Origin of the sequence: Bradyrhizobium sp. i1.15.2 (genome assembly GCF_040548425.1) — a bacterium.
In the GTDB taxonomy this organism is placed as follows: domain Bacteria; phylum Pseudomonadota; class Alphaproteobacteria; order Rhizobiales; family Xanthobacteraceae; genus Bradyrhizobium; species Bradyrhizobium canariense.
In genome coordinates this window covers 26,163-43,108 of record NZ_JBEPRQ010000016.1, presented here as the reverse complement: position 1 = coordinate 43,108, position 16,946 = coordinate 26,163, and the positions used below count along the sequence as shown (strand labels likewise).

Annotated in this window: 16 protein-coding genes; 7 read left to right on the top strand and 9 right to left on the bottom strand. The window is 64.6% G+C overall.

Annotated features, from left to right (window positions below; all coding sequences use genetic code 11):
• The first annotated feature begins 14 nt into the window (after positions 1 to 14).
• A complete protein-coding gene (locus ABIB80_RS25300) occupies positions 15 to 374 on the top strand; it encodes a histone (protein ID WP_354128664.1) in 360 nt (119 codons plus the stop codon).
• Between the two features lie 441 nt (positions 375 to 815).
• The gene (locus ABIB80_RS25295) at positions 816 to 1,817 is read left to right on the top strand and encodes a TorF family putative porin (protein ID WP_007596962.1); all 1,002 of its coding nucleotides are present in this window, start codon (positions 816 to 818) and stop codon (positions 1,815 to 1,817) included.
• Between the two features lie 246 nt (positions 1,818 to 2,063).
• Here the strand turns inward: ABIB80_RS25295 and ABIB80_RS25290 are convergent, their stop codons facing one another.
• Positions 2,064 to 3,827 carry an ABC transporter ATP-binding protein/permease gene (locus ABIB80_RS25290; RefSeq protein WP_007596961.1) on the bottom strand — a complete coding sequence of 588 codons (1,764 nt, stop codon included), beginning with the start codon at positions 3,825 to 3,827 and terminating at the stop codon, positions 2,064 to 2,066.
• 312 nt (positions 3,828 to 4,139) lie between these two features.
• On the opposite strand from ABIB80_RS25290, the gene ABIB80_RS25285 reads away from it, so the two are divergent.
• Together ABIB80_RS25285 and ABIB80_RS25280 are read left to right on the top strand one after the other, a co-directional pair.
• On the top strand, positions 4,140 to 5,804 hold the full coding sequence (locus ABIB80_RS25285; protein WP_007596960.1) for an L-lactate permease: 1,665 nt from the start codon (positions 4,140 to 4,142) through the stop codon (positions 5,802 to 5,804).
• 138 nt (positions 5,805 to 5,942) lie between these two features.
• Complete coding sequence (locus ABIB80_RS25280) at positions 5,943 to 6,341, top strand: META domain-containing protein (protein ID WP_007596957.1); 399 nt, start codon at positions 5,943 to 5,945, stop codon at positions 6,339 to 6,341.
• Between the two features lie 157 nt (positions 6,342 to 6,498).
• Here ABIB80_RS25280 and ABIB80_RS25275 read toward each other — a convergent pair whose 3' ends face one another.
• Positions 6,499 to 7,710: a hypothetical protein gene (locus ABIB80_RS25275; RefSeq protein WP_007596956.1), complete on the bottom strand. Its 1,212-nt coding sequence runs from the start codon at positions 7,708 to 7,710 to the stop codon at positions 6,499 to 6,501.
• Positions 7,711 to 7,736: 26 nt separating this feature from the next.
• On the opposite strand from ABIB80_RS25275, the gene ABIB80_RS25270 reads away from it, so the two are divergent.
• Positions 7,737 to 7,916 carry a hypothetical protein gene (locus tag ABIB80_RS25270; RefSeq protein WP_035993636.1) on the top strand — a complete coding sequence of 60 codons (180 nt, stop codon included), beginning with the start codon at positions 7,737 to 7,739 and terminating at the stop codon, positions 7,914 to 7,916.
• Here the strand turns inward: ABIB80_RS25270 and groL are convergent.
• Positions 7,913 to 9,544 (bottom strand): chaperonin GroEL, encoded by a 1,632-nt coding sequence (gene groL / locus ABIB80_RS25265; RefSeq protein ID WP_007596955.1) that lies wholly within the window; start codon positions 9,542 to 9,544, stop codon positions 7,913 to 7,915. The genes ABIB80_RS25270 and groL overlap by 4 nt on opposite strands.
• A 146-nt stretch (positions 9,545 to 9,690) precedes the next feature.
• A complete protein-coding gene (locus tag ABIB80_RS25260; RefSeq protein ID WP_007596954.1) occupies positions 9,691 to 9,987 on the bottom strand; it encodes a co-chaperone GroES in 297 nt (98 codons plus the stop codon).
• Positions 9,988 to 10,300: 313 nt separating this feature from the next.
• Between ABIB80_RS25260 and ABIB80_RS25255 the strand changes: the two genes are divergently transcribed.
• Positions 10,301 to 10,822, top strand: coding sequence for a hypothetical protein (locus ABIB80_RS25255; RefSeq protein ID WP_007596953.1), 522 nt, complete (start codon positions 10,301 to 10,303; stop codon positions 10,820 to 10,822).
• 187 nt (positions 10,823 to 11,009) lie between these two features.
• Here the strand turns inward: ABIB80_RS25255 and ABIB80_RS25250 are convergent, their stop codons facing one another.
• Positions 11,010 to 11,789: a protein phosphatase CheZ gene (locus ABIB80_RS25250; RefSeq protein ID WP_007596952.1), complete on the bottom strand. Its 780-nt coding sequence runs from the start codon at positions 11,787 to 11,789 to the stop codon at positions 11,010 to 11,012.
• Between the two features lie 314 nt (positions 11,790 to 12,103).
• On the opposite strand from ABIB80_RS25250, the gene ABIB80_RS25245 reads away from it, so the two are divergent.
• Positions 12,104 to 12,904, top strand: coding sequence for a L,D-transpeptidase (locus tag ABIB80_RS25245; protein ID WP_007596951.1), 801 nt, complete (start codon positions 12,104 to 12,106; stop codon positions 12,902 to 12,904).
• Positions 12,905 to 12,978: 74 nt separating this feature from the next.
• On the opposite strand, the gene ABIB80_RS25240 is transcribed toward ABIB80_RS25245, so the two are convergent.
• The 4 genes from ABIB80_RS25240 to hisG all read right to left on the bottom strand — a co-directional run bounded on the left by ABIB80_RS25240 (position 12,979) and on the right by hisG (position 16,944).
• A complete protein-coding gene (locus ABIB80_RS25240; RefSeq protein WP_007596950.1) occupies positions 12,979 to 13,815 on the bottom strand; it encodes a DUF2076 domain-containing protein in 837 nt (278 codons plus the stop codon).
• Positions 13,816 to 13,950: 135 nt separating this feature from the next.
• A complete protein-coding gene (locus tag ABIB80_RS25235; RefSeq protein ID WP_007596948.1) occupies positions 13,951 to 14,796 on the bottom strand; it encodes a ChbG/HpnK family deacetylase in 846 nt (281 codons plus the stop codon).
• On the bottom strand, positions 14,793 to 15,854 hold the full coding sequence (locus tag ABIB80_RS25230) for a glycosyltransferase family 2 protein (RefSeq protein WP_007596946.1): 1,062 nt from the start codon (positions 15,852 to 15,854) through the stop codon (positions 14,793 to 14,795). The genes ABIB80_RS25235 and ABIB80_RS25230 overlap by 4 nt, the downstream gene beginning before the upstream one ends.
• Positions 15,855 to 15,966: 112 nt before the next feature.
• Positions 15,967 to 16,944 (bottom strand): ATP phosphoribosyltransferase, encoded by a 978-nt coding sequence (gene hisG / locus ABIB80_RS25225; protein ID WP_007596944.1) that lies wholly within the window; start codon positions 16,942 to 16,944, stop codon positions 15,967 to 15,969.
• Between the last annotated feature and the right edge of the window lie 2 nt (positions 16,945 to 16,946).

Genomic DNA, 16,946 nt, shown 5'->3' with positions numbered 1-16,946 from the left:
ACAGGAGGACCACGATGGCGAAAGCGAAGAAGAAAAAAAGCAAGAAGGCCAAAAAGGCCAAGAAGGCAGTAGCGGCGAAGAAGACCGCAAAGAAGGCAGCCAAGAAGTCGGCGAAGAAGTCTGCCAAGAAGGCTACAAAGAAATCTGCGAAGAAGGCCGCGCCGAAGAAGGCGGCCAAGAAGGCCGCTAAGCAGGCTGCGCCCAAGAAGGCCGCCAAGAAGGCTGCGAAGAAAGCGGCGCCGAAGAAGGCGAAGGCAGCTCCCGCGCCGAAGCCGTCAACGCCGGCAGCTCCGGCTCCTGAGCCCGCCGTCGAGACAAGCTGGGCGATGCCTTCGTCTTCTGCGGACTCGACGCCGGCCGAAGGACAAGGTTAGGCCCAAGGTTCAGGCCCAAGGTTCAGGCCCAAGGTTAGGCCAAAGGGCTGGGTCCAATCCGACGACCATGATCGACAACAGGAAGGCCGCAGCGGTGATGCTGCGGCCTTTTTGCATCGCGCGACGGCGCGCGGAGGATGGTCTTGTCCGGAAGCAACCTGATTCGTGGCGCGGGCAGCACGGTGCCGCAGGACCCGTACTAACCCGGGCCTCCCAGTGCACTTTGGATTGCAAATAATGTGTTCGAGAAGACACACAGGCTGACAACCTGCCGTGGAATCGTCAGAACGCCCAAAAAGTCGGCAGATGCCCGCGTTTTTTGCTTCTCGGTTTGCGCCACTCCATCCAGATTGCCGCAGTTACGAAATTTGCAATCAGGTCGTGCGTTCCGGGGGCTTCCGGGATCCGGCTGGGGTCATAGAACTGGTGATGGGGATCGAAATGAAAAAAGTGGCTTTGTTGGCAACGGCGCTGGCAATGGTGACGGGCTCGGCTTTCGCGGCAGACATGGCGGTGAAGGCTAAGAAGGCCCCGGTGGTTGCGTTCGATCCCTGGGATATCGCCTTCGGCGGCGCCATCATGAGCGACTACATCTTCCGCGGCGTCACGCAGTCGAACCACAAAGCGTCGGTCGCGGCCTATTTCGAGCCGCGCTACAACGTCAACAAGGACCTCCAGCTCTACGTCGGCGTGTCCGCCGAGAGCATCTCCTTCGCCAATCGCGCCGCTGCTGAAGTCGACATCTACGGCGGTATCCGCCCGACCTTCGGCGCCTTCGCGTTCGACATCGGTGTCTGGGGCTACCTGTATCCGGGCGGCAGCTGCGCCGACAACGTGCTCACCGGCGGCATTCCCGGCGGCAACGTCTGCGGCGTCAGCACGACCACGATCTTCCTCGCCGACGGCAACGTCATGAAGAAGGACGTCAGCTTCGTCGAAGTCTACGGCAAGGTGAACTACACCATCAACGACAGCTTCACGGTCGGCGCGACCGAGTACTACTCGCCGAACTTCCTGAACTCGGGTGCTTGGGGCAACTACGCTTCGTTGACCGCCAAATACACGGCGCCCAGCACGGCCTTCGGTCCCTCCGGCATGGGCATGTACGTGTCGGGTGAGTTCGGCCGGCAGTGGTTCGGAACTTCGGACGCCTTCTACGGCACCGGCGTCGGCACCGTTTTCGCCAACGGTATCCCCTACAAGGACTACAACACCTGGAACATCGGCATCGGCTTCACCTACAAGGTGTTCACGCTGGACCTGCGTTACTCCGACACCGACCTGAACAAGGGTGATTGCAACGCCTTCACCAGCGCCTTCAACGCCACCGGCACCACCAACGTCACCGCGATCAATCCGGGCGGCGCTGGATCCAACTGGTGCGGCGCGGCCGGCATTGCCAAGCTGTCGTTCGACCTGACGGCGATGAGCAACCTGAAGTAAGCTTCTTCCCGAAGCGACTTGATGAGGGCGGCAGGGCAACCTGCCGCCCTTTTGCTTTGGGACTTTTGGGGCGCAGGCTGAGGGCCTGCATGGTTCGAGACGTCCGCCTTCCGGCGGGCTCCTCACCATGAGGGGGCACGGTTTTCACCGCGAGGACAGACCTCATCCTGAGGGCCCGCCAAGGGCGGGCGTCTCGAAGGATGGCCGCAACGAAGGGCGATAGCCTCAGGGCTTGGTCGAGCCGTCTCAGCGTGCCGCGCTCGGCTCCTTCTCGACCGGCACACCACCGTCACCGAGGACGTGGATCGCGCCGTGCTTCACCATCGTCACCTTGCGGGTATGGAAGGCTTCCAGCGTCGAGCGGTGGCCGATCGAGACGAGGGTGGCCTGTGGCAGCTTCTCCGCCAGCAGCCGGTACAGGCGGGCCTCGGACGGCTCGTCCAGCGAGGCCGTGGCCTCGTCCAGAAACAGATAGTCCGGCGCATGCAGGAGCGCGCGGGCGAGCCCGAGCCGCTGCTGCTCGCCGAGCGACAGCATCCGGTTCCAATGACCGTCCTCCTCAAGACGCTCGGCCAGGTCAGGCAATCCGACCGCGATCAGCGCATCCCTGACGCGTGAGGTTTCGAACGCGCCCGGCGCGGCCGGATAGACCACCGCGTCGCGCAGCACGCCGACCGGGAAATAGGGGCGCTGGGGCAGCATCATCAGCTTCGCCTTTTCCGGGACGAAGATGGTGCCGGTGCCGAACGGCCAGATGCCGGCGATGGCCCGGAACAGCGTCGACTTGCCGGAGCCGGACGGTCCGGTCACCAGCACGCGCTCCGGCGTCTGGACGGAGAAGGCGTCGGCGGCGACCAGCGGCGTGCCGCTCGGCAGGTTCACGCAGAGCTGTTCGAGGGCGATATTGCGATTGCCGCCGGCGGCCTTGAGGGCAATCGCAGGCTCGTGCGGCGGCAGGTGCGCGGCCGCATCGACCGACATCTCGAAGCCGTCGAGGCGGGCGACGATCGAGCGCCATTCCGCCAGCGATCGGTACGCCGTGACGAAGAACGACAATGCGCCCTGTACGCTCGAGAAGGCGGAAGCGGTTTGCATCATGTCGCCAAGCTGGATCTTCTTGGCGAAGAAGGCCGGCGCCACCAGCACGTAGGGAAAGATCACGGCGGCCTGCTGATAGCTCGCGGTGAACGCGGTGAGGCGCTTGGTACGGCTCATAATGGCGTACCAATTGCCGATCACGAAGCCGAAGCGATCCAGCAGGCGGCCGCGCTCGGCGCCTTCGCCCTTGAGCAGCGCGATCTGCTCGGAATTCTCGCGGACGCGGACGAGGTTGAAGCGGAAGTCGGCCTCGAAGCGCTGCTGCTCGAAATTGAGATTGACCAGCGGGGCACCGATCCAGTGCGTCAGCGCCGTGCCGAAGATCGCGTAGACCAACGCGCCCCAGCAGAGATATCCGGGGATCATGAGGTCGGCGCCGAACAGGTGCAACGGCGCGGCGTTGGAAAGCCCCCAGAGGATGATCACGAAGGAGAACAGCGTCACGATCGACGAGAGCAGGCCGAGCCCGATGGTCAGGGTCTGCTCGACGAAGTTCTTGACGTCCTCGGTGATGCGCTGGTCCGGGTTGTCGGCCGCATCGCCCTTGAGCTGCATGCGGTAGTGGGTGGCGCCCTGCAGCCATTCGCCCAGATAGTGCCGGGTCAGCCATTGCCGCCAGCGGATCTGCAGCCACTGGTTCAGGTACAGCTTGTAGACCGCCAGCGCGATGAAGGCGGAGGCGAGGCCGATGAAGATCCAGATCTCCCTGACGAAGCTATCCCAGTCGCTTGCCTGCAGCGAGCTGTAGAACCGGTTCTGCCATTGGTTGACCAGGACGTCGATCGCGACCAGCGCCAGCTCCATTGCGATGACCGCGGCGAGCAGGCCGCGGCCGGCCCATTTGTCCTCCGACCGGAAATACGGGGCGGCGATTCGCCAGACGATCGCGAGCGTGGCGCTGATGTTCTTCACAGAGCTCTGTCTCCTGAGGGGATGTGCACAACTGCCCGGGCCAAAGACCTGGGACGACGGCGGAAATCGGCGCGCTTAGACTAAAGTCGCGAGTCCTGCAATTTGCGTTGGCTTGTCGCAGCTTGCAACCCTAGCATGGGGCTCATCGGCGCGGGGTGGGGGCCTCCGGGATTTCGCGAGCTTGTGAGCGGACGGGAACCGCTGCATTCGCGAGGAATTCGCGTCCGGCTCGGGGGTTATCGCTTCAGCGTCAAGCAGGATCGGCTGTCCACGCGGGCGGCCTGCAGCACACATGCGTGGGGGAGGAAGATCATGTGGAATCAAGTTTATGACCCGTTGCACAGCCCCGTGCTGTCGACGATCGCGGCGGCAGTCCCTGTCGTCACATTGCTGGTCCTGATCGCGAGCGGCCGCGTCCAGGCTCATATCGCGGCGGTCGTCGCCGTGATCGTGGCCAATTTGATCACGATCTTCGTCTTCACCATGCCGGCGAACATGTCGATCCGCGCCTCGGTGCTGGGCATCGTGACAGGCTTTTTCCCGATCGGCTGGATCGTTCTCAACGTCATCTTCCTCTACCAGGTGACGGTGAGCACCGGACGCTTCGAATTGCTCAAGCGCGCGGTCGGCGGCGTCACCGAGGACCGGCGGCTGCAATTGCTGCTGATCGCGTTTTCGTTCGGCGCGTTCTTCGAGGGTGCCTCGGGCTTCGGCACGCCGGTCGCGATCACGGGCGCCGTCCTGATCGGCCTCGGCTTCTCGCCGCTTGCAGCAAGCGGCCTGTCGCTGATCGCCAACACCGCGCCGGTCGCCTATGGCGCGCTGGGCACACCGATCCAGGGCCTGGCCTCGGTCACCGGGCTTGATCCCTATATCCTCGGCGCGATGGTCGGCCGGCAATTGCCGTTCTTCTCGCTGATCGTGCCGTTCTGGGTGGTGTGGGCGTTCGCGGGCTGGAAGGGCATGAAGGATGTCTGGCCGGCGATCCTGGTCACCGGCGTGTCGTTCGCGGTCCCGCAATTCTTAATCTCGAACTTCATCAATCCCTGGATCGTCGACATCGGCGCATCGCTGATCTCGATGGGCGCGCTGATCCTGTTCCTGAAGGTCTGGCAGCCGAGGCAGCTCTGGCTGTCCCCCGCGCTGCGCGGCCGCGATGAATCGGCCGCCACCATGGCTGCGGCAAAACCGATGGACAAGACGCCGCTGACGCAGAGCGAGCTGTTCAGCGCGCTGCTGCCGTGGATCATCGTCTGTATCGTGATGCTGATCTGGGGCAATGGTGGATTCAAGACCTGGGCGAATTCGATCTTCACCTGGAACTATCCCGTTCCCGAGCTGCATCAGATGATCAACAAGATGCCGCCGGTCGCGCCAGGGCCGACGAAAGAGAGCGCGGTGTTCGGCTTCACCTATCTCTCTTTCACCGGCACGGGCATGCTGATTGCGGCGATCATCTCAGGCTTCCTGATGGGCGTCGGTCCTGGCCGGCTCTTGACGGAATACGGGCGTACCATCCGGCTGTGCGCGATCTCGCTGATCACGATCTCGGCGATGCTCGCGATCGGTACGCTGACGCGGCTCTCCGGCGTCGACGCGACGCTCGGCCTCGCCTTCGCCGCAACCGGCGTGCTCTATCCCTTCTTCGGCACGCTGCTCGGCTGGTTGGGCGTGGCCCTGACGGGATCGGACACTGCCTCCAACGTGCTGTTCGGCAACCTGCAGAAGATCACCTCGGAGCAACTCGGCCTGTCGCCGATCCTGATGGCTGCGGCGAACTCGTCCGGCGGCGTAATGGGCAAGATGATCGACGCGCAGTCGATCGTGGTCGCCTCGACCGCGACCAACTGGTACGGCCATGAGGGCACGATCCTGCGCTTCGTGTTCTGGCACTCGATCGTGCTGGCCTCGTTGGTCGGCGTGTTCGTGACGTTGCAGGCCTATGTCTGGCCGTTCACGGCGATGGTGCTGAAGTAGCAGGCCACGCCCGCCTTCGACGCAAATCCCCGCGAGGTTGGTCCTCGCGGGGATTTTTGCGTCGTGCATGGGCGAACCTTCTCAACGGCGCCGCCGTCTTATAGAAGGTGCCGCAAATCAGGTCGGTCGAGAGGTCTCATGGTTTCGTTCAGGCAGACGGTGTGCGCGGCGGTTGCAATGCTGGCGATGTCCACGCTCGCGCGTGCGGAGGACGGTTTTCCGTTCGGCACCGAGATGACGCTGGAGGCGCTGCCGCAGCCGGGCTCGAAGCGGATTCCAAACATCGAGATCGGCGACAATGGCGAGGTCGTGCTGGAGCTCTGGTGCAAGGGTGGCCAGGGCCAGTTCTCGGTCGCCGGCAACACCGTGATCTTCGTGCCCGGCCAGATCCAGGACCGCTCCTGCCCGCCGGCGCGGGCCCAGGCCGACGACGATCTCGTTGCAGCGCTGGGCAGCGTCGAGACTTGGAAGCGCCAGGGCGACGTGCTCACGCTCGTCGGCCCCAAGCCGCTGCGCTTCCGCGTCAACGGGAATTAGATCTCTCGCGTCCCGGACGCGCTGCAGCGTGCAACGTTGCTGCGCAGAGCCGGGACCCAGTTATCTATCGTCGATCTCGTGCGCGGCTTCTGGGCCCCGGCTCATCAGCGCATCACTGACGTGCTGCACTGCGTCCGGGGCACGATAGTTCAGCGGGCTACTTCCACACCGACTTGTCGGCGTCCCAGCGCTGGCCTTTCAGCTCCTTGGCGAGCGCCTCGACCGAACCGTTGTCGTCGGGCTGATCGCCTTCCTCGTCGGCGGTCGCTTCGTCCGAGAGATTGAGCTTGGCGCCGCTGCTCTCGTCAGTGGTCGTGATCGCGGGACTCCCGACCCAGAGCATGAGCTTGTCGGTCGTGCCGGGCTTGTCGGGCGAGACGAGGCCCGCGACCTCGATCGTGTCGGTGAGCTCGAGCGCGGGAAAATCCTGGTTCGGCCGCTTGAACACCAGCTTGAGCTTGCCGGTCGCCGGGTTGAAGCCTTGTGAGACCGGCTTTGCCGCCAGCGTCCTGCTCAGCACGCCGGCCACCGCGGCCGCGAGCTTGTCGCGGTTGATCTTGTCGCCCTCGCGCCAATCGGCGGCGGCAATGCGGATGGTGCGGTCCATCTCGGTCATGCCCGCGGTCCAGCCCGCGGCGGTGACGCCGGGCGTCGCCTTGAATTTTGCCAGCAGCGCGCTGGCGCGCTCCGGATCGACCGACATGTTGATGGTCTGCTCGCCCGCGCGCAGCGCGTCGCAGCCGACGGTGAGGCTCGCCAGCGTCACCTCGACGTCCTGGCCCTTCAGGCTCTTCAGGAACTCGGTCGCGGCATCCAGCTTGACCTTGACCGCGATCGCTTCCGGCGAGACGTCGGTGAAATCCTTCGGCTGCGGCGTGATGCCGTCGTCGGAGGTCTGGTTGTCGAGGAATTCCTTCTCGCTGAGATCGGAATTGTCGGGTGAGGTGACCTCGGTCACGGCCTGGCCGATGCTGATCTGGCCGCGGAATTCGAACGTGTCTCCGGCCTGTTTGCGCAGCAGTTTGACGGTGACCGGCGCCTTCGCGCCGAGGCTCTGCGTCGTACCCGTCAGGTTCTGGCCGGCGACCTGGAGATTGACGACGAAGCGGTCCTTGCGGTCGGAATTCTTCGCGACGGGATAACAGACGTCGAGCACGGCTGCGGTGACGGTCTTGCCCTGGCGTGTCTCCTTCAGGATCACGTCGGCATTGCCGTCCATCAGCCCGTCGATCGAGGTGAAATAGCGCGTCTCGACGCCGCCGGGCGCCGTGGCCTTCGGCGACAGCTTCATCTGGGCGGATGCGACCTCAGGCGAAACTGCAAGCAGAGCCGCCAGAACGGCCGTGGAGCAAAACACAAGCGCGCGCATCGAGGAAATCCCTGAGGCAATGGGGCATGATCCGGAAAAATGTGAAGCGGTTTTCCGATCAGATCATGCCCAAACAATTCGAATCGGGCGTCACCGTAGTGGGTTTTGGCCGCCGGTTGAATTGGAAAGCACGGGGCACGATTGCCAAAAAAGAAGGCCGCCCGGAGGCGGCCTTCGCAACACTGCAATGGAACGGACGGCTTTAGAAGCCGCCCATACCGCCACCGCCCGGCATGCCGGGCGCGGCGTCCTTCTTCGGCGACTCCGCAACCATGGCCTCGGTGGTCACCAGCAGGCCGGCGATCGAGGCGGCGTCCTGGAGCGCGGTGCGCACCACCTTGGCGGGGTCGATGATGCCCTTCTCGACCATGTCGACATACTCCTCGGTCTGGGCGTCGAAGCCGAAGGTCTCGGACTTGTTCTCCAGGATCTTGCCGACGACGATCGAGCCTTCCACGCCCGCGTTCTCGGAGATCTGGCGGATCGGGGCTTCCAGCGCCTTCAGCACGATGTTGATGCCGGCCTGGACGTCGGCATTGGCATTGGTCAGACGGCCGACCGCCTTCTTGGCGCGGAGCAACGCGACGCCGCCGCCGGGGACGATGCCTTCCTGCACCGCGGCGCGGGTGGCGTTGAGCGCATCCTCGACGCGGTCCTTCTTCTCCTTGACCTCGATCTCGGTGGCGCCGCCGACGCGGATCACCGCGACGCCGCCTGCGAGCTTGGCGAGACGCTCCTGGAGCTTCTCACGGTCGTAATCCGAGGTGGTCTCCTCGATCTGGGCCTTGATCTGGCCGACGCGGGCCTCGATCTCCGGCTTCTTGCCGGCGCCCTTGACGATTGTGGTGTTCTCCTTGTCGATCACCACCTTGCCCGCGCGCCCAAGCATCTTCACCGTGACGTTCTCGAGCTTCATGCCGAGGTCTTCGGAGATCAGCTGGCCGCCGGTGAGGATCGCGAGGTCCTCGAGCATGGCCTTGCGGCGGTCGCCGAAGCCCGGCGCCTTGACGGCGGCGACCTTCAGGCCGCCACGGAGGCGGTTGACGACCAGGGTGGCCAGCGCCTCGCCCTCGACGTCCTCGGCGATGATGACGAGCGGCTTGCCCGACTGCACCACGGCTTCAAGCACCGGCAGCATGGCCTGCAGGCCGGACAGCTTCTTCTCGTGCAGGAGGATGTAGGCGTCCTCGAGCTCGGCGGTCATCTTCTCGGGGTTGGTCACGAAGTAGGGGCTGAGATAGCCGCGGTCGAACTTCATGCCCTCGACGATGTCCACCTCGGTGTCGAGCGACTTGTTCTCCTCGACGGTGATGACGCCCTCGTTGCCGACCTTCTGCATCGCCTGCGCGATCATTTTGCCGATGGCGGCATCGCCGTTGGCCGAGATGGTGCCGACCTGGGCGACCTCGGAGGAGGCGGCGACCGGCTTGGCGCGCTTCTCGATGTCCTTGACGACGGCCGCGACCGCGATGTCGATGCCGCGCTTGAGGTCCATCGGGTTCATGCCGGCGGCAACCGACTTGGCGCCTTCGCGCACGATGGACTGGGCCAGCACGGTCGCGGTCGTGGTGCCGTCGCCGGCGAGGTCGTTGGTCTTGGAGGCGACCTCACGCACCATCTGGGCGCCCATGTTCTCGAACTTGTCCTCGAGCTCGATCTCCTTGGCGACGGTGACGCCGTCCTTGGTGATACGGGGCGCGCCGAACGACTTCTCGATGAGCACGTTGCGGCCCTTCGGGCCGAGCGTCACCTTGACGGCGTTGGCGAGAATGTCGACGCCGCGCAGCATGCGATCGCGCGCGTCTCCGGAAAACTTGACGTCTTTGGCAGCCATGGTCTGCAATTCCTCTTCTATTTTCGTGATGTGTCTTGTTTATTGGGTCGCCTCATTCCGGGATCTGCGATCGAACCCGGCGGAATGATGCATGCCCGGATCGAGTGACCCGGGCATGCATTCAGCGGCCGTTCAGGCGTCTGGCCTTAGGCCATCACACCCATGATGTCCGACTCCTTCATGATCAGGAGCTCATCGTTGTCGATCTTGACCTCGGTGCCCGACCACTTGCCAAACAGCACACGGTCGCCGACCTTGAGGTCGATCGGGATCAGCTTGCCGGCCTCGTCGCGGCCACCGGGGCCGACGGCGACGACTTCGCCCTGGGACGGCTTTTCCTTGGCCGTGTCCGGAATGATGATGCCGCCCTTGGTCTTTGACTCGGCGTCGATACGTTTGACCACGACACGGTCATGCAGCGGACGAAATTTGGATTTAGTCATGACGTTTCCCTTTGGAGGCTCGCTTCGGAAGGAGTGAAAGTGGGCGGGCGGCGCTTCCGTCCACCCTTCCCGAGGATCGATCGGCGCGCGTTAGCAATCCATCTTTCAGAGTGCTAATGGTGCGTCCGGGAATATGGCTTGGCCGCGATCCTGTCAAGCAAAGGTGGTTAAGCGATTGGTGAGACGGATATAGGATGGTGACATTGGAAACTTGTTCGGGGCGCCGGCGTATTAAAGGACGTCATTGCTCCGGCAGCGGTTTTGCGCTTGGCTGCGGAAGGGGTGCGGCCATGGTTTTGTCCGGGGGAATGCCATGATCAGTTCAGCTCACGCGCGCACGGTCGCCAATCTGGCGGCGGCTTCTTGCCTGGCGCTGCTGCTTGGCGCCTGCGGCGGCGGCATGAGCCTGCCGTCCTTTTCTTCGTCCTCACCGCCCCCCGAGGCCGAGCCCGGCACCGGTCCGGAAATGCCCGCGTCGATCCGCGCCGACGAGATCGTTGGGCGCTGGGGCCTCGCCTCGTTCCAGAACCCGGCCGACCGCGCCCGCACCGAGGCTGCCGCCCGGGCCCAATGCAAAAATCCTTACGTGATCACCGCCGGCTCCTCCGGCGGCGTGATCATGCATCTGGCGGACCAGGCAACACCGCAGGAGCTGCGGCTGAAGGGGTCGCCCAGCGGCAAGAATTATATCGGGCCGGCGGGTCCGACGCCCGGCGAGCAGGACCGCGAGATCGTCTCCTTCGACGGTCGCGTCCTCATCACCCGCTTCATCGACAAGGACGCCGCCACCCGCTACGGCAACATGGTCTACGTCCGCTGCGCGCCGAGGGCGTGAGGTTCTCTCTTCCGTCATGCCCCGCGAAGGCGGGGCATCCAGTACGCCGCGGCCCCTCGGTTCAATCGCTATCGACTCGGAATACTGGATCGCCCGGTCAAGCCGGGCGATGACAGCGGAGGGAATGCTCTCACGAAAAAAACGCCGGCTCTCGCCGGCGTTTTGTTTTCCGTAGCGTCGCGTCCGCTCAGTCGAACAGCGCGTCGATGTCGTCCTGCGAGGCGTGGCCGACGTCGCCGGCGAGCTTCGGGCCGTTGAGAAGCTTGTCGTCGTCGCTGCGGGTGTCGACCTGCGGCACGACGTGGGACTTGATCGCGTCGACACCGCCCCAGATTTCCATCATGGAATTGATGTGCTGCTCGATGAACTTCATCGTGCTCATGACCTTGCTGATGCGCTGGCCGGTCAGGTCCTGGAAGTTGCAGGCTTCGAAGATCGAGATGACGCGTTCCTGGATATCGTCGGCGAGCCGCTTCTGCTGATCGGCCGATTGCACCTTGGCCATCGCGCTGGCCGCCTGGTCGATCGACTCGGCGGCTTCGAGGATCTGCTGGGTCGCCTGTTCGGTGCCGCCGACGACCGCGCCGAGCTCGCCATTGACCTTGGCCATTTCGCCGCCGTCGAAGCTCTTGCCATGCAGTGTCGCGATCTCGCGCTTGGTGCGGTCGATGGCGTCGTGGATGAGGTCGAGCTCGACCTTCAGCTTCTCGCACTGCTCGATCTGCGCCCGGTAAGTATCGAGCATGGTACGGGCTTCGGAGAGCTCATGGGCGGTGGAGGCGTCGATCGCCGCCATGGCGGCGCTGCCGGACAAGGGCACGGTGCCCTTCGCCATCTGTGCACGGATCGCACGCAACTCGGCCATGATCTCGCTATGCATCGGCGCAGCCTCCTCAATCATTTCGGGGCTTGGCATCTCGCCGACAATAGCCTCTTCGACACGAAAACGTTTGCGGTGAATAGCCATCAAGAACTCCCCCCACCTCACTCACGCGTCTTTGTAGGCAGAAGCGATTTAACACGAAGTTCACAGCCGGAACTGTCGTGCGGTTGTGCGCGACGGCTTGCAAACGGGCGATTAACCATGCGTGCGCGGCGTTCATCGAAAATAAACGCTGATCGCCAAATTGCACCGCTGCCGACGACGTGGTGAATCGAAATGGCGTTTCCGTTTACCAAACAAAACGGCTTTTGCTCTTTATTGACCACGTCGCGGGTGCGGATCAGCCATCACCTCGCCACGACGCATGTGATCTAGACGAAACAGTACAGAGTACGTCGATGTTCAAGAAAATGTCTGTTGCGCTGCTTGGCAGCGCTTGCACCTTCATTGCCGGCGTCAACAGCGCCAGCGCCTTCGACAATAGCGTGCCGAACGATCCGCCCGCGGTGCTGTACCAGCCGCAGGTGCCGCCTGCGCCGGTGCGTGTCGCCTCCAATTCGAACATGGGCGGCGGCTTCATCGAGTTCATCTTCGGCGACGGGCCCGGCCGCGGTCCGGCCTACGCTCCGCAGCAGCCGGTGTACCAACAGCAGCCTGGTTATTATGACCAGCGTCGCCTGCCGCCGATGGGCGAGCCGCAGACACAGGGCGCAGGTCTCCAGCAGGAGGCGGTCGATCCGCGGCAGCGTCAGTTCGATCCGAGATTCGAGAAACAACTCGTTGACTATAGCGGCAACGAAAGCGCCGGCACGATCGTGGTCGATACGCCGAACAAGTTCCTCTATCTGGTCGAGGGCAGCGGTCGTGCGATGCGCTACGGCATCGGCGTCGGGCGTCCCGGCTTCACCTGGTCCGGCGTGAAGTCGATCACGGCCAAGCGCGAATGGCCTGCCTGGACGCCGCCGGCGGAAATGATCGCGCGCCGTCCCGACCTGCCGAGGCATATGGAAGGCGGCCCGGAAAATCCGCTCGGTGCGCGCGCGATGTATCTCGGCTCGACGCTTTATCGTATCCACGGTTCGAACGAGCCCTGGACCATCGGCACCAACGTCTCCTCGGGCTGCATCCGCATGCGCAACGAAGACGTCATCGATCTCTATGGCCGCGTCAACGTCGGCACCAAGGTCGTCGTGATGTAGGCGCATAGTGCTCGGAACCAAAAACGGCCGCCTCATCGGCGGCCGTTCTCGTTTGGAGCACCGGGTAAGAAGCGTCAGGCGTAATCGCTGCCGCCATCGTCTCCGCCGCCGAAATCGCTGTCGTCGGCGAGGTCGACATTGTCGTCATTGTCGTTCTGATCGTTGTAATTCTGGTCGTCGTTCGATGCGTGGTCGGCGAAGCCCTGGCGGGACGCATCGCCGCGGTCGCGGTTCGAGCCGATGTCGTCGAGGCCGGCATCGCGCGCGAGCGATCCGCCGGACTGGTCGCCGCCGCTCCAGGGGCCTCCACCAGCGCTGCGGTCGCCCAGGGCATTGGTGTCGCCAAAAGCCTGCTGGTGCGGTCCGCCCATCATGCCGCGGATGCTGGACAGCAGCAGCGAGCCGCCGACGACGCCGGCCGCGGCTGCCGCCGCCGTGCCGAGGAACGAGCCGCCACCGCCGACCGGCGGCGCGCCATAGCCCTGGCCTGGACCCTGATTTGGACCCTGACCGTATGCCTGCCCATAAGGCGGCTGGCCGTAACCGGGCTGAGGCTGCTGCATCGCCTGGCCGCTGTTCCAGACCGGCCGCGAGTCACGCGGCGGTACGTTCGGAACCGAGCCGCGCGATGGACCCCCGCCGAACAGCGTGTCGCGCATGGTGTCCAGGAAACCGCCGGACTGCGCCTGCTCGGGCGCCTGCCCCGCCTCCAACTCCTGGATGCGGTTGTGGGCGCGCTTCAGCGCCTCGTCCTGCAACAGCGTGGTCTGAACCAGCGCATAGACAGCGCCGGGGGCCTTGCGCAGGCCGTCGGAGATTGCGGCGATCGCGTCGGGATCGCGCGGTGCATTTTCCAGTTTCGAAAGCCGATCGAAAAGCTCGTCGACGAGCTGGCGTTCCTGCGGCGTCATGGTCAGTCTCCCTTGCGCAAAACAAGCGCGAGGCAGATGTAGGGTTCCATTGTGGCCCCAACAGTGCCGGCAGGATTAAATTTCGGTATGCGACAAGCTGCCTCGCGGGCGGCTTTCTCGCAAACTTCCACCGGTTCACCCCAGCGTGACGCCGCTGTCCGTCAGCAGGCGCGCGAAGGCATCGCCGGCGAGATAGGCGTGCTCGCGTTCGCGGACATCCGTCATCGGGTCGAGCCCGGTGAGGATGTCGTCGACGAAGCCGGGATGACACATGATGAGGCCGCCATCCGGCAGGCCTTCCAGGAAATGCCGCATCAGCGCGCCGAAATCGGCCGCTTGCGTGAAATCATAGGCGCCGGCGAAACCGGGATTGAAGCTGAGGCCCGCGCTGCCGGCACGGCGGCGGAATTGCGCGCTGAGGATATCCAGCACCATGGCTTTCGGCGAGGCCAGCCGCTGCATCAGGGGCAGGTCGCGGCCGCCCTGGCGCACCCAGGCTTTTGGCGCGGCTTCGGCGACTGCGTCGACAAATCCGTCGCGCACCTGCGGGTAGAGCTGCACATGCTGATGACCGTCGACGAAGTCAGGCGCGCGCCCGAACGCTTTCGCGAAGGCTGCCAGCTGCGCCTTGACCTCGTTGCGAAAGAACTCGCGGTCGAGCCTTCGCGCAAGACCGGCGCGGAGCAGCTTCGGAAACGGGAGAAACATGTCGCCGTCGAGCGGGCGGAAATGCATGGTGAGCGGCCGGAACGGTGCCGACAATGTCACGTGCAATCCGATCGCGCAGCGCGGGCTCGCTTGCGCCGCCGCCTGGAGCGCCTCGATCTCGCTGCGCTCGACCGCAGGTCCCACCATCATTACCGACGTCGCGTTGAGACGGCCGCGTTCGATCAGGTCGCGGATGGCGCGATTGACGCCCGGGCTGATGCCGTAATCGTCGGCGCAGAGCCAGATCCGCCGTGGCGGCGCGGCCGCGCTCATTCGGCCGCCGTCCTCTTCGAGGCGTCCAGGCTTGAAGCATCCTGGGCCTTGTCGGTCTCGAAATGCTTTTCACTGTGCTCGGCGACGAAGTAGATCGGGCGCGCCTTCAGCTCGGAAAGGATCTTGCCGATATATTCGCCGACGATGCCGATCATGATGAGCTGCACGCCGCCGATCGTCATCAGGCCGATCACGAGTGAGGGATAGCCGGGCACCTGCTTGCCGGTGGTCAGGACCTCCCAGAGGATCGACAGACCGAACAGGAACGCTCCGCCGGCGAGGATCACGCCGAGCAGGCTGGCGAAGCGCAGCGGCGCCACCGAGAACGAGGTGACGCCTTCGATCGAAAGACCAAGCAGGCGCGCGGCGCTGAAGGTTGTCACGCCATGGGTGCGCGGCGCCGGTTCGTAATCAACGCGGATCTGGCGGAAGCCGATCCAGCTCGCGAGGCCCTTGAAGAAGCGGTTGCGCTCGGGCAGCTGCCTCAGTGCTGCGACCGCGCGCGGCGACAGCAGGCGGAAATCGCCAGCGTCTTCCGGAATCTTCTGGCGCGCGCCCCAATTGATCAGCGCATAGAAGCCGCGTCCGGCGAGCCGCCGCAGGAACGGCTCGTTATCGCGATGCGCCTTGGCGGTATAGACGACGTCGTAGCCGTCCTCGATCCAGTGCCGCACCAGTCGCTCGACCAGCGACGGCGGATGCTGGCCGTCGCCGTCCATGAACAGCACCGCGCCGAGCCGGGCATGGTCGAGGCCGGCCATCAGCGCGGCCTCCTTGCCGAAATTGCGCGACAACGACACCACCTGGACGTCGACCGCGTCGGCCGGCAGTGCGCGGGCGATCGACAGTGTCGCGTCCGCGCTGCCGTCGTCGACATAAACGATCTCGCAAGCCAGGCGATAGCGCTGCCGCAAGGTCTTTGCGAGATCGCAGATGCGCTGGTGCAGGGCGGCGAGACCCGCCGCTTCGTTGTAGAGCGGGACGACAATCGACAGTCCCTTCGCGGCGGCGCTGGCCGCGGTGGTCGTCATGCCGGAAACGTCAGAGCCCAGCGTCATGGATCAAGGTTCCAGAGGCGATCAGGTTTTCTTGCAAGGTCATCCCGACAGCATATGGTAGCTGCCGTTTGCTGTCGCTACGCTGAACGGAATTGCTCAACAAACTTTGGGCTCACTGCCGCAGGAACGCCTCGAGCCTGGCGAACAGCGGGTTCTCCCGGTCGAACACGTAATCCAGCGAAACCACCGAGACGGTCTCGGCGCCATGCCCGCGCAGGAAGCTCGCGAGTGCATAGAGCTGGCCCGGCGGGCAGTGCAGCGTGAGCATGCCCGACGAGGTCGGTCCGCCGAACGGCGCTTCGACGCCGAAGCGCTCGTGGGCCTCGGTGAGCATGGCCGCGTCGCACTGGCGGAAGCGGGTGCGGACTTCGCGGTATTTGTTGGCCCGCGCCCGCGCCGCGATGTGATCGAGGATGACTCGCGCGGTCTCCCGCGCCTGCGGCGACCAATCGGCGTCCCTTGAGGCGACCAGATTGGCCTGGCTGCGCAGGATCACGCCGTCGTCGAGCACCCGCAATCCGTTGGCAGCGAGCGTCGCGCCGGTCGTGGTGATGTCGACGATCAACTCGGCGCTGCCGGCGGCAGGTGCGCCTTCGGTCGCGCCCGTGCTTTCGACGATGCGGTAATCGGTGATGCCTTGGCTCTGGAAGAAGGCGCGGGTGAGGTTGATGAACTTGGTCGCGACCCGCATCCGCATGTGATGCTGCTCGCGGAAGCCGGTGGTGACGTCGTCGAGGTCGGCCATGGTGCGCACGTCGATCCACGCCTGCGGCACCGCGACGACGACGTCGGCATAGCCGAAGCCGAGGCCTTCGATCAGGGAGACGCGCTTGTTGGCGTCCGCGATGGTCTCGCGCACCAGATCCTCCCCGGTGACGCCGAGATGCGCCGAGCCGCGGGACAACTGCGAGGCGATCTCACTCGCCGAGAGATAGGCGACCTCGACATTGTCGAGGCCCGCGAGCGTGCCGCGATAGTCACGGGCACCGCCCGCCTTCGACAGCTTGAGCCCGGCGCGGGCGAAGAAGGCCTCGGTGTTTTCCTGCAGGCGGCCCTTGGAGGGAACGGCCAGAACGAATGGCGCGCTCATGA

What these genes read in the sequence shown, in the direction of transcription:
- ABIB80_RS25260 (WP_007596954.1), bottom strand. Translation starts at nt 9,987, where the DNA reads ATGACTAAATCCAAATTTCGTCCGCTGCATGACCGTGTCGTGGTCAAA.
- ABIB80_RS25240 (WP_007596950.1), bottom strand. Translation starts at nt 13,815, where the DNA reads ATGACGCCGCAGGAACGCCAGCTCGTCGACGAGCTTTTCGATCGGCTT.
- ABIB80_RS25270 (WP_035993636.1), top strand. Translation starts at nt 7,737, where the DNA reads ATGATCCGGAAAAATGTGAAGCGGTTTTCCGATCAGATCATGCCCAAA.
- ABIB80_RS25300 (WP_354128664.1), top strand. Translation starts at nt 15, where the DNA reads ATGGCGAAAGCGAAGAAGAAAAAAAGCAAGAAGGCCAAAAAGGCCAAG.
- ABIB80_RS25245 (WP_007596951.1), top strand. Translation starts at nt 12,104, where the DNA reads ATGTTCAAGAAAATGTCTGTTGCGCTGCTTGGCAGCGCTTGCACCTTC.
- ABIB80_RS25235 (WP_007596948.1), bottom strand. Translation starts at nt 14,796, where the DNA reads ATGAGCGCGGCCGCGCCGCCACGGCGGATCTGGCTCTGCGCCGACGAT.
- groL (WP_007596955.1), bottom strand. Translation starts at nt 9,544, where the DNA reads ATGGCTGCCAAAGACGTCAAGTTTTCCGGAGACGCGCGCGATCGCATG.
- ABIB80_RS25255 (WP_007596953.1), top strand. Translation starts at nt 10,301, where the DNA reads ATGATCAGTTCAGCTCACGCGCGCACGGTCGCCAATCTGGCGGCGGCT.
- ABIB80_RS25295 (WP_007596962.1), top strand. Translation starts at nt 816, where the DNA reads ATGAAAAAAGTGGCTTTGTTGGCAACGGCGCTGGCAATGGTGACGGGC.
- ABIB80_RS25275 (WP_007596956.1), bottom strand. Translation starts at nt 7,710, where the DNA reads ATGCGCGCGCTTGTGTTTTGCTCCACGGCCGTTCTGGCGGCTCTGCTT.
- ABIB80_RS25280 (WP_007596957.1), top strand. Translation starts at nt 5,943, where the DNA reads ATGGTTTCGTTCAGGCAGACGGTGTGCGCGGCGGTTGCAATGCTGGCG.
- hisG (WP_007596944.1), bottom strand. Translation starts at nt 16,944, where the DNA reads ATGAGCGCGCCATTCGTTCTGGCCGTTCCCTCCAAGGGCCGCCTGCAG.
- ABIB80_RS25250 (WP_007596952.1), bottom strand. Translation starts at nt 11,789, where the DNA reads ATGGCTATTCACCGCAAACGTTTTCGTGTCGAAGAGGCTATTGTCGGC.
- ABIB80_RS25230 (WP_007596946.1), bottom strand. Translation starts at nt 15,854, where the DNA reads ATGACGCTGGGCTCTGACGTTTCCGGCATGACGACCACCGCGGCCAGC.
- ABIB80_RS25285 (WP_007596960.1), top strand. Translation starts at nt 4,140, where the DNA reads ATGTGGAATCAAGTTTATGACCCGTTGCACAGCCCCGTGCTGTCGACG.